11 protein-coding genes are annotated in these 13,060 nt (G+C 75.1%); 8 read left to right on the forward strand and 3 right to left on the reverse strand.

Annotated elements, in window-relative coordinates:
* Positions 1-126: 126 nt before the first annotated feature.
* Positions 127-789 (reverse strand): hypothetical protein, encoded by a 663-nt coding sequence (locus tag R2D22_RS13715; protein ID WP_318103437.1) that lies wholly within the window; start codon positions 787-789, stop codon positions 127-129.
* A gap of 298 nt (positions 790-1,087) precedes the next feature.
* Entirely contained in the window at positions 1,088-1,327 is a 240-nt protein-coding gene (locus R2D22_RS13720; protein WP_318103438.1) for a chaplin, read from the reverse strand.
* A gap of 351 nt (positions 1,328-1,678) precedes the next feature.
* On the opposite strand from R2D22_RS13720, the gene R2D22_RS13725 reads away from it, so the two are divergent.
* The 8 genes from R2D22_RS13725 to R2D22_RS13760 are packed head-to-tail and all read left to right on the forward strand — an operon-like array spanning position 1,679 to position 11,497.
* Positions 1,679-2,845, forward strand: a complete 1,167-nt coding sequence (locus R2D22_RS13725) for a glycosyltransferase (RefSeq protein WP_411977019.1) — start codon at positions 1,679-1,681, stop codon at positions 2,843-2,845.
* Complete coding sequence (locus R2D22_RS13730) at positions 2,842-4,284, forward strand: sugar transferase (protein ID WP_318103440.1); 1,443 nt, start codon at positions 2,842-2,844, stop codon at positions 4,282-4,284. The genes R2D22_RS13725 and R2D22_RS13730 overlap by 4 nt, the downstream gene beginning before the upstream one ends.
* Before the next feature lie 2 nt (positions 4,285-4,286).
* Positions 4,287-5,795 (forward strand): O-antigen ligase family protein, encoded by a 1,509-nt coding sequence (locus R2D22_RS13735; RefSeq protein WP_318103441.1) that lies wholly within the window; start codon positions 4,287-4,289, stop codon positions 5,793-5,795.
* On the forward strand, positions 5,788-7,557 hold the full coding sequence (gene murJ / locus R2D22_RS13740) for a murein biosynthesis integral membrane protein MurJ (RefSeq protein WP_318103442.1): 1,770 nt from the start codon (positions 5,788-5,790) through the stop codon (positions 7,555-7,557). The genes R2D22_RS13735 and murJ overlap by 8 nt, the downstream gene beginning before the upstream one ends.
* Complete coding sequence (locus R2D22_RS13745) at positions 7,448-8,251, forward strand: polysaccharide deacetylase family protein (protein WP_318103443.1); 804 nt, start codon at positions 7,448-7,450, stop codon at positions 8,249-8,251. The genes murJ and R2D22_RS13745 overlap by 110 nt, the downstream gene beginning before the upstream one ends.
* Positions 8,248-9,702, forward strand: coding sequence for a glycosyltransferase (locus R2D22_RS13750; protein ID WP_318103444.1), 1,455 nt, complete (start codon positions 8,248-8,250; stop codon positions 9,700-9,702). The genes R2D22_RS13745 and R2D22_RS13750 overlap by 4 nt, the downstream gene beginning before the upstream one ends.
* Entirely contained in the window at positions 9,699-10,385 is a 687-nt protein-coding gene (locus R2D22_RS13755) for a YveK family protein (RefSeq protein WP_318103445.1), read from the forward strand. The genes R2D22_RS13750 and R2D22_RS13755 overlap by 4 nt, the downstream gene beginning before the upstream one ends.
* The gene (locus R2D22_RS13760) at positions 10,382-11,497 is read left to right on the forward strand and encodes a GNAT family N-acetyltransferase (RefSeq protein ID WP_318103446.1); all 1,116 of its coding nucleotides are present in this window, start codon (positions 10,382-10,384) and stop codon (positions 11,495-11,497) included. The genes R2D22_RS13755 and R2D22_RS13760 overlap by 4 nt, the downstream gene beginning before the upstream one ends.
* A 37-nt stretch (positions 11,498-11,534) precedes the next feature.
* Here the strand turns inward: R2D22_RS13760 and R2D22_RS36120 are convergent, their stop codons facing one another.
* Positions 11,535-13,052, reverse strand: coding sequence for a glycoside hydrolase family 26 protein (locus R2D22_RS36120; protein ID WP_411977020.1), 1,518 nt, complete (start codon positions 13,050-13,052; stop codon positions 11,535-11,537).
* Positions 13,053-13,060 lie beyond the last annotated feature (8 nt).

Consider the following 13,060-nt stretch of genomic DNA (forward strand, 5'->3'; position numbering starts at 1 on the left):
GGGAGCGAATTCTCGACCTTGCACTCGATCGATGAATACCGGTCTTTTCATCACACTGATGCGCCGCCGGACACGGCCGTGCCGGCCCGGGAATTCCGGGCCGGCACGGAACGGGCGCGACGACTGCTACGAGGTCGGCACGGTGACCGGCGGGTCGACCGGGAGTTCCACCGGCGGGTCGACCGGGAGGGTCGGCAGCGCGGGGAGGCCGGGCAGGTTCGGCGCGGGCAGGCCACTTCCCAGGACGGTGGCCACGACCAGGTTGACCAGCGAGGTGAGCGTCGCGGTGACCTGCGGAACGACACCGGCCGGATCACCGGCGGTGACGGCGGCGAGCAGTGCGGCGACGGCCTCCTCGACGGTCGCGAGGGCGTCGGCCTTCAGGTCCGCGGCGGCGGGCGCGGCGGCGCGGATCGCCGACGGGCTGACGGCGGCTGCCCCGGGGGCCGCGGGGGTGGGCACCGGCGGCTTGGCCGCGGCGATGGCGGCCTTGATCTTCGCGGCGAGCGCCGCGGCATCGGCGGCCGGGAGCTGGCCGTCGTCCGCCTTGAGCACGTCGGTGAGGAGTTCGGTGACCGGCGCGAGAACGCCGCCCATGTCGCCCAGTGCCTTCGTCTGGGCGAGCAGCGCGGCGGCGTTGGGGAGCGGCGCGCGGGCGGCGGTGGATTCAGCGGTGGCCTCCGTACGGGAGGCCGGGGACGTTTCGGCGAAGGCGGGTCCCGCCGTGCCGAGGGTGAGAGCGGCGCATATCGCGATCGCGGTGGCGCGGCTCGATACCTGGGGACGCATGTGTGTTCCTTTTCCGTATGCGTCGGACAACTTCCCCCTCACCCTGAAACGGCCCGACTGCGCTCCGCAACCGCTCGACCACACGGCGCGACTCGTGGCTTCCGGGTGAATTCCCCGCCCTGACCTGGTGTCTTCCGGGCCCACCGGTTCCTTCGGACGGCGCATCCCCGCGCCGCCGAACGAGTGCCGGGGCGTCGGACCGGGGCGCCAAAAGGCCGGTGCGCCGCCCTCCCGGCGAGGGAGCGGCGGCGCACCGGCCGCGATCCGCGCACGGCCCGAGCCGCGCCGTCGCGTGGGGTCAGGCGTTGACGCAGGCGTTGCCGAACGTGGGGTTCAGGGCGCCGATGACGCTGACGGTGTTGCCGCACAGGTTGATCGGGATGTGGACCGGGACCTGGACGACGTTGCCGGACAGGACGCCCGGGGAGTGCACCGCGGCACCGTGCGCGCCGGCGTCGGCGGCGGCGACACCGGTGGCTCCCGCGACGGACGCGGCGACACCGACGGACAGGACTACAGCCTTCGCGATACGGGACATGGAGAAGCGCTCCTCGATTGTGCTTTCGGTGCGGACGGAATCGCCCGACTCCATCAACAACGCGGCCCCTATTCATCGGTTGCTCTCCCGAACGGGTGACGTTCAGCAGATCTTTGGGCCAAAGGAAGGACCAGATCCGAAGGTGGCCGGAGAAAGGCGCAACCCTTTCAACGAGGAACCTGCCGAAAGGATACGGAAGTTAGCGTTTAGGAGCATCTAATGCTTACTATCGCCCGGCGTTGGGGTTATACCTGCCACCCTCCGGTCCTCTTCTGAAGCGCTCCGGAGACCTTCACTCGTCCAAGCGGAGAACCGATATGCACAATTCAGGGGTTCTTGCTGTCCAGGCGGATGTCGGGCCCTGACATGCCGCCATCCAGCGAGTCTTCCGACTCGTTCCCGCTGTCCGTCCTGCACCTGGTCCAGCCCGGTGACGGCGGAGTCGCCCGCGTCGTGACGGACCTGGTCGCCGACCAGCTCGGCCGCGGGATGCGCGTCGCCGTCGCCTGCCCGCCCGGCACCCCGCTCGCCGCCGCCGTGCGCGAGCACGGAGCCGTCCCGTACGACTGGCGGGCCGGCCGCCAGCCCGGCCCCCGACTCGTCCGCGAGACCCGGGACTTGGCCCGGCTGATCCGTACCGCCGCACCCGATCTCGTCCACGCGCACAGCGCCAAGGCCGGGCTGTGCGGACGACTCGCCGTACGCGGCCGGATCCCGACCGTGTACCAGCCGCACGCCTGGTCGTTCGAGGCCGTGGACGGCTCCATGGCCGCGCTCGCCCGGCGCTGGGAGCGGTACGGCGCCCGCTGGGCGCACCGCGTCGTCTGCGTCAGCGAGGCCGAGCGCCTCACCGGCGAACGGGCCGGAGTGCGGGCGGTCTCCTGGTCGGTGGTCCGCAACGGCGTCGACGTCGCGCGGTTCGCCGCGGCACAGGACTCCCCCGACCCGGCCGGCCGGGCCCCGACCGTCGTGTGCGTCGGCCGGCTGTGCCGCCAGAAGGGCCAGGACGTCCTGCTGCGCGCCTGGCCCGCCGTGCTCGACCAAGTGCCCGGCGCCAGGCTGGTCCTGGTCGGCGACGGCCCGGACGAGCAGCGGCTGCGCGCCGCCGCACCCGCGTCGGTGCGGTTCACCGGCGCCGTCGACGACACCGCCCCCTGGTACCGCGAGGCCGATCTCGTCGTCCTGCCGTCCCGCTGGGAGGGCATGGCGCTCGCCCCGCTGGAGGCCATGGCGGCCGGCCGGCCGGTCGTCGTCACCGACGTGGACGGAGCCCGCGAGGGCCTGCCGCCCGGCCACGCGTCCCACTGCCTGGTCCCGCCCGAGGACCCGGCCGCTCTCGCCGCCGCCGTCGGCCGCCTGCTCGGCCGGCCGGAACCGCGGCACACCCTGGGCCGCGAGGCCCGCGAGCACGTACTCAGCACTTTCGATGTGCGGCGCACCGGTGCGGCCATCGCGGACGTCTACCGCGAGCTCACCGCCGTGCGGTGCACCCAGCGCGGAGAGCCGATCTTCCAGTGACCACGGAAAGCACCAGCGTTCCTTCCTCGTCCGGCCCCCTGTCCACCGCGGGCCGCCCGTCCGTCGCGCCGCCGCGCGGCTCCTCGGACCGGCTCGCGTTGCCACCGCGCCGGCGGACCTTGCCCGCCCGGTTCGCCGCCGGGCCGCTGATGGCCGTGGACTGCCTGGCCATCCTGTGCGCCGTCGCACTGCTGCCCGCCGCCCACCACGCGCCGCCGCTGCTCGTCCCGCTCGTCGTCGGCGTCCTGCTCCTCGACGCGCAGGCCGGGCTGCACCGGCCCGGCGGCGCGCCGGCCGCCGTGCTCGACGAACTGCCCGCGCTGGCCGCCCGGGCCGCCGCCGCCTGGTGCGCCGCGGCCGCCGCGCTCGCCGTGCTCGAACCGACCCGCGCCATCGGCCCGGCCGCGCTGCTCACCGCGTACGCGATCCACCTCGTGGTGGTGACGGCCGGCCGCGCCGCCGTGCACGGGCGGACGCGGCGCGTCGCCGCGGCCCGGCCGCGCTCCGCGCTCGTCGTCGGACCGGGCGGCGAGGCACAGCGGTTCGCCGCCTCGCTCGGGCAGCGCCCGGAGTACGGGATCCGGCCGGTCGGCGTGGTCGGCCTGCGCGAGGACGGGATGCCGCCCGCAGCCGACCTGCCCGCCCTGCCGGTCCTGACGACCGCTGAGGAGATCCACCGCGCGGTCATCCAGAACAGCGTTCGCGAGGCGGTGTTCCTCGCCGACGACCCCGCGCTCGTGACCCTGTTCCAGCACTACGGCTGCGCCACCTGGCAGGTCGGCGCCGGCTCCGGGGACACGCCCATGGGCGAGCACCTGTGGGGCTACGCCTGCCGCCGCACGACGCCGCTCGGCGAGCGGCGCGGCCGGTCCGCGAAGCGGCTGCTCGACCTGGCGGTCGCCGGGCCCGCGCTGGCCGTCGCCGCACCGGTGCTGATGCTGTGCGCGCTCGCGGTACGGCTCTCGGACGGTCCGGGCGTGCTGTTCCGGCAGGAGCGGGTCGGCCAGCACGGCCGGCTGTTCACGCTGCTGAAGTTCCGTACGCTGCGGCCCGCCGACGAGACCGAATCCGCGACCAAGTGGAGCGTCGCCAACGACGCCCGGATGAGCGCGGTGGGCAACTTCCTGCGGCGCAGCTCGTTGGACGAGCTGCCGCAGCTGTGGAACGTGTTGCGCGGGGACATGAGCCTGGTCGGCCCACGCCCCGAACGGCCGTATTTTGTCGCGCAGTTCAGCCGGATCCACGCCGGCTACGCGGCCCGGCACCGGATGCCGGTCGGGCTGACCGGGCTCGCCCAGGTGCACGGGCTGCGCGGCGACACCTCGATCGAGGACCGCTGCCGGTTCGACAACCACTACATCGACCACTGGTCGCTCTGGCAGGACGTCTGCATTCTGCTGCGGACCGCCGCCGGCCTGGTCCGTCCGACAGGGAGCTGACGATGGAGGGGGCGGGAGGGCATCCGTGCCGGCACCTGCACCTGGCACCGGTGATCGCGGTGATCGGGCTGCTGACGGTGCCGGGCGGAGGCGGGGCGGAGGGAGGCACCGGCGGCTCGGGGACGCTCGCGGACGCGGCGTCCGGGCTGCTGGTGCTGTACTGCCTGGTGCGGGTGGTGCGGAGCGGGGCGCGGCCCCTGACCCGTACGGCGGCCGTGGTGCTCGGGCTGCCGGTGCTCGGGGTCTGTCTGGCCGCGATCACCTCGAACGATCCGGCGGCGAGCCTGCCGGGGGTGGCCCGGTACCTGCAGATCTTCGTCCTGGTCCCGGCGGCCGTGGTCGTACTCGTCCGGGACCGGCGGGACTTCACCGTCCTCGCCTGGGCGCTGGTCGCGCTGGCGCTCCTGGAGGGCGGCGTCGGAGTCGTCCAGTACCTGACCGGGACGGGCGCCTCGTACATGGGCGAGGACGTCCGCGCGGTCGGCACGTTCGGGCCGTCGGACGTGATGGGCATGGCGACGGTGGTGGCCTTCGGCCTGGTCGTCGCGGTGGGCCTGGCGCTCGACGGCGGGACGGGCCGTCGGGCCGCTCTGGTGTGCGCGGGGCTGCTGGTCGTGCCGCTGGTGCTGTCCTTCAGCCGGGGCGCGTGGATCGCGACGGTGCTGGCCTGCGCGGCGCAGCTGGTGCTGTCGGGTGTACGGCGGGCCGTGGGGGTCGGCCTCGCGGTGGGGGCGCTCGCGGTGGTGCTGGTGGGCGGGTTCGGGATCGGCTCGGCCATGGTGAAGGAACGCGTCGCGAGCATCACGCAGGTGACCGCCGCCCCGGACCAGTCGGTCACCGACCGGTACACGATGTGGGCGGCGGCGGCCGGGATGTGGCGCACCGACCCGCTGACGGGCGTGGGCCTGAAGGGCTTCCCGCAGTACCGGGACGGGCACGCGTCGCTGGCGCTGTCCTCCGGCAGCGACACGGCCGGCGCGGGCCAGGCGTTCCGGCGCCAGCCGCTGCTGTCCCCGCACAACATGTACCTGCTGGTGCTCAGCGAGCAGGGGCTCCTGGGAGTACTCGCCCTGGCGGGCAGCTGGCTCGCCCTCCTCGCCGCGGCCGGCCGCCGTCTGACACGCGGCACGCCGGGCGCGCTGGTCGCGGTGGGCCTGCTGGGCTGGCAACTGATCGACTTCGCCTACGCGGACATCGGCGGCCCGTCGACGGTCCTGACGGCGGTGGTCCTGGGCGTGGCGGCGTGGCCGGCGCTGTGCGGGGCGGACGCGCACCGTGTGGGCAGTCGTCCCGCAGGGCGATGGGGGTCCCCCCTGCTCGAGCGAAGCCGAGAGCTTGGGGGAGGGTGGGCACACGGGACGGCGCCCCTGCGGGCGCGTTCCGCACATGCTCCTGCCCGCACCACGGGGGCGACGCCCCTTGCAAGCGCGGCGCCCACGGGGTGCGGGTACGAGCATGAGGCGGAGGCGCCCGCAGGGGCGCCGTTCCGGACGGGCGGTCGGGATGCCTGAGCCCGTTCCGGTCGACGCGCTCGTGGAGGCGACGACCTCCGACACCCCGCCCCGCGCCGTCGTGCGCCAGTCCCGCGGCCGCCACCGCGCCGACCGCGCCGCAAGCTCCCGCTTCCTCGCGCGCGCCGCGTTCGTCACCGCCGGGCTCACCGCCGCCGGTTCGCTGTTCGGGCTCGTACGGGACCAGATCCTCGCGGACTCGTTCGGCGCCGGCGCCGACAGCGACGCGTTCCTCGTCGCCTGGACCGTGCCGGAGTTCGCGTCCACGCTGCTGATCGAGGACGCCATGGCGCTGATCCTCGTCCCGGCGTTCAGCCGCGCCCTGCTGCGCCGCGGCGGCGCGCTCGCGCTCGTACGGGCCACGCTGCCGCGCCTCGTGCTGACCGTGGCCGCGGTCGCGCTGCTGCTCGTCGTGCTCGCGCCGCGGCTCGTCGCGACGCTCGCGCCCGGCCTGCCCGATCCGCGGCTCGCCGTCGACTGCACGCGGCTGACCGCCACCTGCGTGCTCAGCTTCGCGCTCGCCGGGTACTGCAGCGCCGCGCTGCGCGCGCACGGCCGGTTCCTGCCGCCGGCCGCCATCTACGTCGCGTACAACACCGGCATCGTCTCCACCGTCCTGGTGCTCCGCGAGCCACTGGGCGTGCCGTCCGCCGCCGTCGGCGTCGCGGTCGGCGGCGCGCTGATGGTGCTGGTCCAGGCGCCGTCGCTGGTACGGGCCCTGAGGGACCCCCACCCGGTGCCGCCGGCGGTCGCCCCGGCCGAAGGGGACGGCGAGCGACGGCTCGTCGTGCTCGCGCTCGTCGCGCCCGTCGTCGTGTTCGCCGTCGCCCGCCAGTCGCAGGTCCTCATCGAACGCTTCCTCGCCGCCCCGCTGCCCCCCGGCGCGATCTCGCACCTCAACTACGCGCAGAAGATCGCGCAGATGCCGATGATCCTCTCGCTGATGCTGTGCACCGTGACCTTCCCGGTCGTCGCCCGCGCCGTCGCCGCCGGCGACCGGGACGCCGCCCGGCGCCGCGTCGAGCGGGACCTGCTGCTCGCCGTCCTCGTCGTGCTCGCCGGCGCGTCGATCGTGATCGCCGCCGCCCCGCAGATCGTCGACGTCCTGTTCCAGCGCGGCGCGTTCGACCGGGCCGACACCGCGGCGACCGCCGCCGTCATGCGCGTGTACGCGCTCGGGCTGCTCGGCCAGACGCTCGTCGGCGTCCTCGTCCGCTGCTACTTCTCGGCCGCCCGCCCGCTGTGGTTCCCTGCCGCCGCGATGCTCGCCGGACTGGCCTCGACCGCAGTCGCCGGGGCCGTCGGCGTGCGCCTGTGGGGGGTGCTCGGGATCGCCGCGGCCAACGCGCTCGGCATCAGCCTCACCGCCGTGCTGCTGCTGGCCGGTTCAAGGCGGCAGAGCGTGCCGCTGGGCACCGGCCGGGTCGCGGCCGGAGTGGCCCGGCTGGCCGCCGTGGCCGGCTGCGCCACCGCCGCGGCCTGGCTGGCCACGGTCGCCGTCGCCGGCGCCACGCCCGCCTCCCTCGCCCCCACCGCCGGGGTCGCCGCGGCCTGCGCGGCCGTCGCCCTCGTCTTCCTGCCGTTCGCCGCGCGCGCCGTACGGGCGCCCGAGGCCCCACCCCTGTTCCGTCCCGCACAACGGAGACTCGCCCATGTCCGCTGTCACGGCCCCCGACCGCGCCCGCGCACGGATCCGCCGTCTGCTGCCGACGCCGCCCCCGTGGGTGGCGATGTACCACTCGATCACGGACGCCGCGGATGATCCGTACCAGGTGACCGTCTCCCCCGTCCGCTTCGCCCGGCAGCTGCACTGGCTGGGCGACCGCGGGCTGCGCGGCGTCTCCGTACGCGAGCTGCTCGACGCGACCGCCGCCGGACGGGCCCGCGGCCTGGTCGGCCTCACCTTCGACGACGGGTACGCCGACTTCCTGGAGTCGGCGCTGCCGCTGCTGCGCCGGCACGGCTTCACCGCGACCGTGTTCGTTCTGGCGGGCCGCCTCGGCGGCGACAACGCCTGGGACGAGCGCGGCCCGCGCAAGCCGCTGCTCACCGAGGACGACATCGCGCGGATCGTCGAGGCCGGGATGGAGGTCGGCTCGCACGGGCTGCTGCACACCTCCCTCGTCACCGCCGACGACGCCACGCTCGCCGAGGACACCCGGCGCAGCCGCGCGCTGCTCAGCGAGATCACCGGCACGGCGACCGCGGGCTACTGCTACCCGTACGGGGACATCGACGCGCGGGCGGTCCGCGCGGTGCGGGAGGCCGGCTACCGGTACGGCTGCGCGATCAGCCCGGGCGCGCTGACCGGCGCGTACGCGCTGCCGCGGATCCACATCGGCGAACGCGACACGCCCTGGCGGCTCACCGCGAAACGCGCCCTGCACGCGCTGCGGCGGCGCCGCCCGGCCGACCTGCCCGAGCGGTTCCGCCCGGTCGGGGCGGCGCTGTCATGAAGGTGCTGCACGTCATCACCGGCCTCGGCATCGGCGGCGCGGAGCAGCAACTGCGGCTGATGCTGCGGCATCTGCCGGTGCGGAGCGAGGTCGTCACGCTCACCGCGCCGGGCGCGGTGGCCCGCGGCATCGAGTCCGACGGCGTCCCCGTCACGCACCTCGGCATGGCCGGCAACCGCGACCTCGGCGCGCTGCCGCGCCTGGTCCGGGTCGTCCGGCAGGGCAGGTACGACGTCGTGCACACGCACCTGTACCGGGCGTGCGTCTACGGGCGGATCGCGGCCCGGGCGGCGGGCGTCCGGGCGGTCGTCGCGACCGAGCACTCGCTGGGCGACAGCCAGATCGAGGGCCGCCCGCTCAGCGCCGGCACCCGCGGCCTGTACCTGGCCACCGAGCGCCTCGGCGCGGCCACGGTCGCGGTGTCGGACAGCGTGGCGCGGCGGCTGGAGGCGTGGGGGGTGCGGCCGTCCCGCATCCGGCTGGTGCCCAACGGCATCGAGCGCGACCGCTTCGGCTACGACGAGACCGCGAGGCGGGAGGCGCGGGCCCGACTCGGCCTGCCGGAGGACGCGTTCGTCGTCGGCGGCGTGGGCCGCCTCGCCCCCGGCAAACGCTTCGACCGCCTGATCCGCGCGGTCGCCTCCGTCCCGGACACCCGCCTGCTGCTGGTCGGCGACGGCGAACGGCGCGCCCACCTGGAGGCGGTGGCCCGCGAATGCGGCGCCGCGGACCGCGTCCTGCTGACGGGCGCCTGCGAGGACCCGCCGGCGGGGGCGGGCGGGGTGGGGCGAGAAGCCACACCCGTCACGGTGCCGTGCGGGCCACGGCGCGCCGCCGCCGCGGCGGGCGCGGCGGGCGCGGCGGGCGCGGCAGGCGCGGCAGGCGCGGCAGGCGCGGCGGGCGCGGCAGGCGCGGCAGGCGCGGCAGGCGCGGCAGGCGCGGCAGGCGCGGCAGGCGCGGCAGGCGACGGTCTCGTCCCGGTACGGGCCGCCGTCGGTTCGCCCGCCGTCGGCGTCCCCGGGGCGCTCGGTCCGGTCGCCGGCGACAGCGAGTCGTACGAAGCGGCCGGCGGCCGGCCCGACCTGCCCGTGCTCGCGACCGACGGCGGGCTGCCGTCGTTGCCCGCGCTGCTGTCCGCCATGGACGTGTTCGTGTCGACCTCCCCCGACGAGGCGTTCGGGCTCGCGATCGTCGAGGCGTTGGCCGCCGGGCTGCCGGTGCTGTACGTCGCCTGCCCGGCCGTCGACGACCTGCCGCCGGACGCCGCGCCGGGCGCGCGACGCATCGGCGAGTCCGTACCCGAGCTGATCTCCGCGCTGCGCGGCATCCGGGAGGCCCGGCTCGGCCGGCTGCCGCAGCCCGTCGCCGCGCACCGGTACGACATCGCGCACAGCGCACGGCAGTTGATGTCCCTGTACGAGTCCCTCCCCGCGAAGCGAGCGAGCTCATGACCCAGCAACCCACCCCCGACTCCGACTCCGGCTCCGGCTCCCCGTCCCTGATCGCCGCGCTGCGGGCCCGTCGCCGATGGTGGGCGCTGCCCGCGGCCGTCGTGCTCGGCGCCGTCGCCGGCGGTGGGTACGGGCTCCTGAAGACCCCGGAGTACGCGGCGACCAGTTACGTCATCGTCGTCCCCGGCGAGAAGTCCGACCCGGCGGCGGCGCTCGGCTTCGCCCAGGCGTACGGGCGGGTCGCCACCGACCTCGCGGTGACCGGGGACGCCCAGGTGTGGGCCGGGGTCTCGGCCGCGACGCTGCGCGCGAACGTGCAGGCCGCCACCTCGCCCGACGCGCCGATGATCTCCCTCACGGCGCGCTCGCCGCGCCCTGCCACCGCGGTGGCCATGGCCGACGGCGTCGCCCGCGCGCTCGTGCAGAGCGGCACGCACGCGTCCGCCGGAACCGGCGTGAAGGTCGTCCAGTTCTCCCGCGCGACGAAGCCGACCAGCCCCGTCTCCCCGTCCGCGCCGCTGTCCGCGCTGGTCGGCGGGTGCGCGGGCGGGCTGCTCGGCGGGCTCGCGCTGCTGGTCCGGCCGCGCCGCGCGCCGGAGGGGGGCGCGCAGACAGCCGAGGTCACCGCCTCCGTTCCGGCGCCCGCGTCCGCGTCCGCCGCGCCCGCCACGGAGCCGGTGTGACGACGACCGAAGTCTGCCGGGACGGCGCCGAGTTCGGGCGGCTCGCCGCCGAATGGTCGGCGCTGTACGCGCGCTGCGCCACCGCCACCCCGTTCCAGAGCCACGCCTGGCTGCACTCCTGGTGGACCTCGTACGGCGCCTCCGCCGCGCTCCGCGTCTTCCTCGTCCGCGACCGGGAAGGCCGGCTCGTCGGCGCGGCCCCGCTGATGCTGCGCCGCGGCCCGCTGCCCGCGCTCACCCCGCTCGGCGGCACGATCACCGACTTCTTCGACGTCCTGCTCGACGACGCCTGCCCGGAGGCCGCCGACGCGCTGGCCGCCGCCCTCGCCGACGCGGCCCGCACCGCGCTCATCGACCTGCGGGAGGTACGCCCCGGCGCGGCGGCCGAGCGGATCTACGCGTCCTGGCCCGGCCCGCGCCGCCGGCTCGCCGATTCCCTCTGCCTGGAGCTGCCCGCCGTCCCGATGGACGCGCTGCTCACCCGGATGCCGACGGCGAAGGCCCAGCGCACCCGCGCCAAGCTGCGCAAGCTCGACGCGCTCGGCATCGAGGAGCGCGTCGTCCGCGGCGACGACGTACCGGCGGCCCTGACAAGGCTCCTGACGCTCCATCAACGCCAGTGGGAAGGGCGCGGGGTGACCGCCGAGCACACCAGCGGACGGTTCGCCGAGCACCTGACCCGTGCGGTACGGCCCATGGTGGACAGCGGCAACGCGATGGTGACCGAGTTCCGGCTCGGCGGCGAGGTGGTCGCGGCCGACCTCACGCTGATGTCGCCGAGCCTCGCCGGCGGGTACCTGTACGGCGCGGACCCCGGTCTGCGCGAGCGGAAGGTCGACGTGGCGACGATGCTGCTGCGGCACGGGGCGCGGGAGGCCGACGCGAGCGGCCGGGCGACGCTCAGCATGCTGCGGGGCACCGAGCCGTACAAGAACCACTGGCGCCCCGAGACCGTCGGCAACCGCCGGCTGCTGCTGGCCCGGCGGCGCACCGGGGCGCTGCTGCTGCTCCGCGCGGCGGCGGCGGGGGCGCGGCGCTGGGCGGCGGGGCAGGCGCGTCAACGGGCCTGGGTGGCACGGCTGTCGGGAAGGCCGCACGGCGGCGGAGGGTGACCTCCGCCGCCGTGCGGACGGTGACGCGGGGGACGGATCAGAAGGGCCAGATGCCCTTCAGGTCGTCCTTCCACCCTTCGGTCGGGACACAGACGCTCCCGCCGGCCCATTCCTCCACCCAGGACCCGAGGTTGACCGTCCAACACTCGGGCTTCGGCTCGGGCTTCGGTTCGGGCTTGGGCTCGGGCTTCGGTTCGGGCTTGGGCTCGGGCTTCGGTTCGGGCTTCGGTTCGGGCTTCGGTTCGGGCTTCGGTTCCGGCTTGGGCTCGGGCTTCGGTTCCGGCTTGGGCTCGGGCTTCGGCTCGGGCTTCGGTTCCGGCTTGGGCTCGGGCTTCGGCTCGGGCTTCGGTTCCGGCTTGGGCTCGGGCTTCGGCTCGGGCTTCGGTTCCGGCTTGGGCTCGGGCTTCGGCTCGGGCTTCGGTTCCGGCTTCGGTTCCGGCTTGGGCTCGGGCTTCGGCTCGGGGAGCGGGATCGGGTCCGTCGGGTCGGTCGGCTCCGTCGGCTCCGTGGGTTCGGTCGGCTCCGTCGGGTCCACCGGGTCCGTGGGATCCGTCGGCTCCGTCGGCTCCGTCGGCTCCGTCGGCTCCGTCGGCTCCGTCGGCTCGGTCGGCTCCGTCGGCTCCGTCGGGTCGACCTCCGACAGCATCTTCCGGAAGACCTCCGCCGAATCCGGATTCGCGCCGCACTGCCACACGCCGTGCGGGCAGTAGTCCGTAATGGTGTGGTACAGCGGTTTGTGCTGGGCCATCCATTGCAGCATGCGCCGCATGTAGTCGGGATTGTCGCCGTTCCGGAAGAGCCCCCATTCCGGGTACGAGATCGCCTTTCCGTGCGCCTTCGCGAAATCGACGTGCTGCCGCAGCCCGTACGGCTCGCTGATGTGCTGGTCGAAGTCGGATCCCGGCGGCTGGTCGTAGGAGTCCATGCCGACGATGTCGACGACGTCGTCACCCGGATAACACTCGGTCCACGGCACCGCGTCCCGCCCGCGGCTCGGCGTGAAGTCGAAGCGGAACTTCTGCCCCGGCACCGCGCGCATCGCGGTGACGATCCGGTTCCAGTACGCCTTCCACGCCTCCGGGTCGGGCCCGCAGCGATGGGTGTACGTGATGCCGTTCATCTCCCAGCCGAGGACGACGACGGTGTCGGGCACCCCGAGCCCGACCAGCCGTTCCGCCAGGGCCGTGAAGTGCTGGTCGTACTCGCCCGCCGCGCCGCGCTTCAGTTCGCGGCGGACCTCCTGGTCCGAGAGGCCGGCCTCGTTCCGCTCCAACATGGGGACGTTGAGCACGAACAGGCGGTCGGACTTCTGCTTGCGCCATTCCGCCCAGGACTCCAGGAAGCGCGGGCTCCCCTCGATGTTCGTCCAGAGGTCCCCGGGCAGATAGGTGTGGCCGACCCGCAGCTCCTTGCCGCCCAGCCACTTCTCCAGTTCGGCGATGCGGGCGACGCCGCGGGGGCCGTAGTCGAGGTAGGCGCCCAGTGCGGTGGACAGGGCCGGTTCGGGGTCCCGTGTACTGATGGATTCGGCGGCGTGACTCGGTGAAGACAACACGACTGAAC

It is taken from the genome of Streptomyces sp. HUAS YS2, assembly GCF_033343995.1.
GTDB classification, from domain to species: domain Bacteria; phylum Actinomycetota; class Actinomycetes; order Streptomycetales; family Streptomycetaceae; genus Streptomyces; species Streptomyces solicathayae.

Excerpts from the sequence above, each read along its gene's own strand:
- R2D22_RS13715 (WP_318103437.1), bottom strand. The coding sequence starts at position 789 with ATGCGTCCCCAGGTATCGAGCCGCGCCACCGCGATCGCGATATGCGCC.
- R2D22_RS13720 (WP_318103438.1), bottom strand. The coding sequence starts at position 1,327 with ATGTCCCGTATCGCGAAGGCTGTAGTCCTGTCCGTCGGTGTCGCCGCG.
- R2D22_RS13725 (WP_411977019.1), top strand. The coding sequence starts at position 1,679 with ATGTCGGGCCCTGACATGCCGCCATCCAGCGAGTCTTCCGACTCGTTC.
- R2D22_RS13735 (WP_318103441.1), top strand. The coding sequence starts at position 4,287 with ATGGAGGGGGCGGGAGGGCATCCGTGCCGGCACCTGCACCTGGCACCG.
- murJ (WP_318103442.1), top strand. The coding sequence starts at position 5,788 with ATGCCTGAGCCCGTTCCGGTCGACGCGCTCGTGGAGGCGACGACCTCC.
- R2D22_RS13745 (WP_318103443.1), top strand. The coding sequence starts at position 7,448 with ATGTCCGCTGTCACGGCCCCCGACCGCGCCCGCGCACGGATCCGCCGT.
- R2D22_RS13750 (WP_318103444.1), top strand. The coding sequence starts at position 8,248 with ATGAAGGTGCTGCACGTCATCACCGGCCTCGGCATCGGCGGCGCGGAG.
- R2D22_RS13755 (WP_318103445.1), top strand. The coding sequence starts at position 9,699 with ATGACCCAGCAACCCACCCCCGACTCCGACTCCGGCTCCGGCTCCCCG.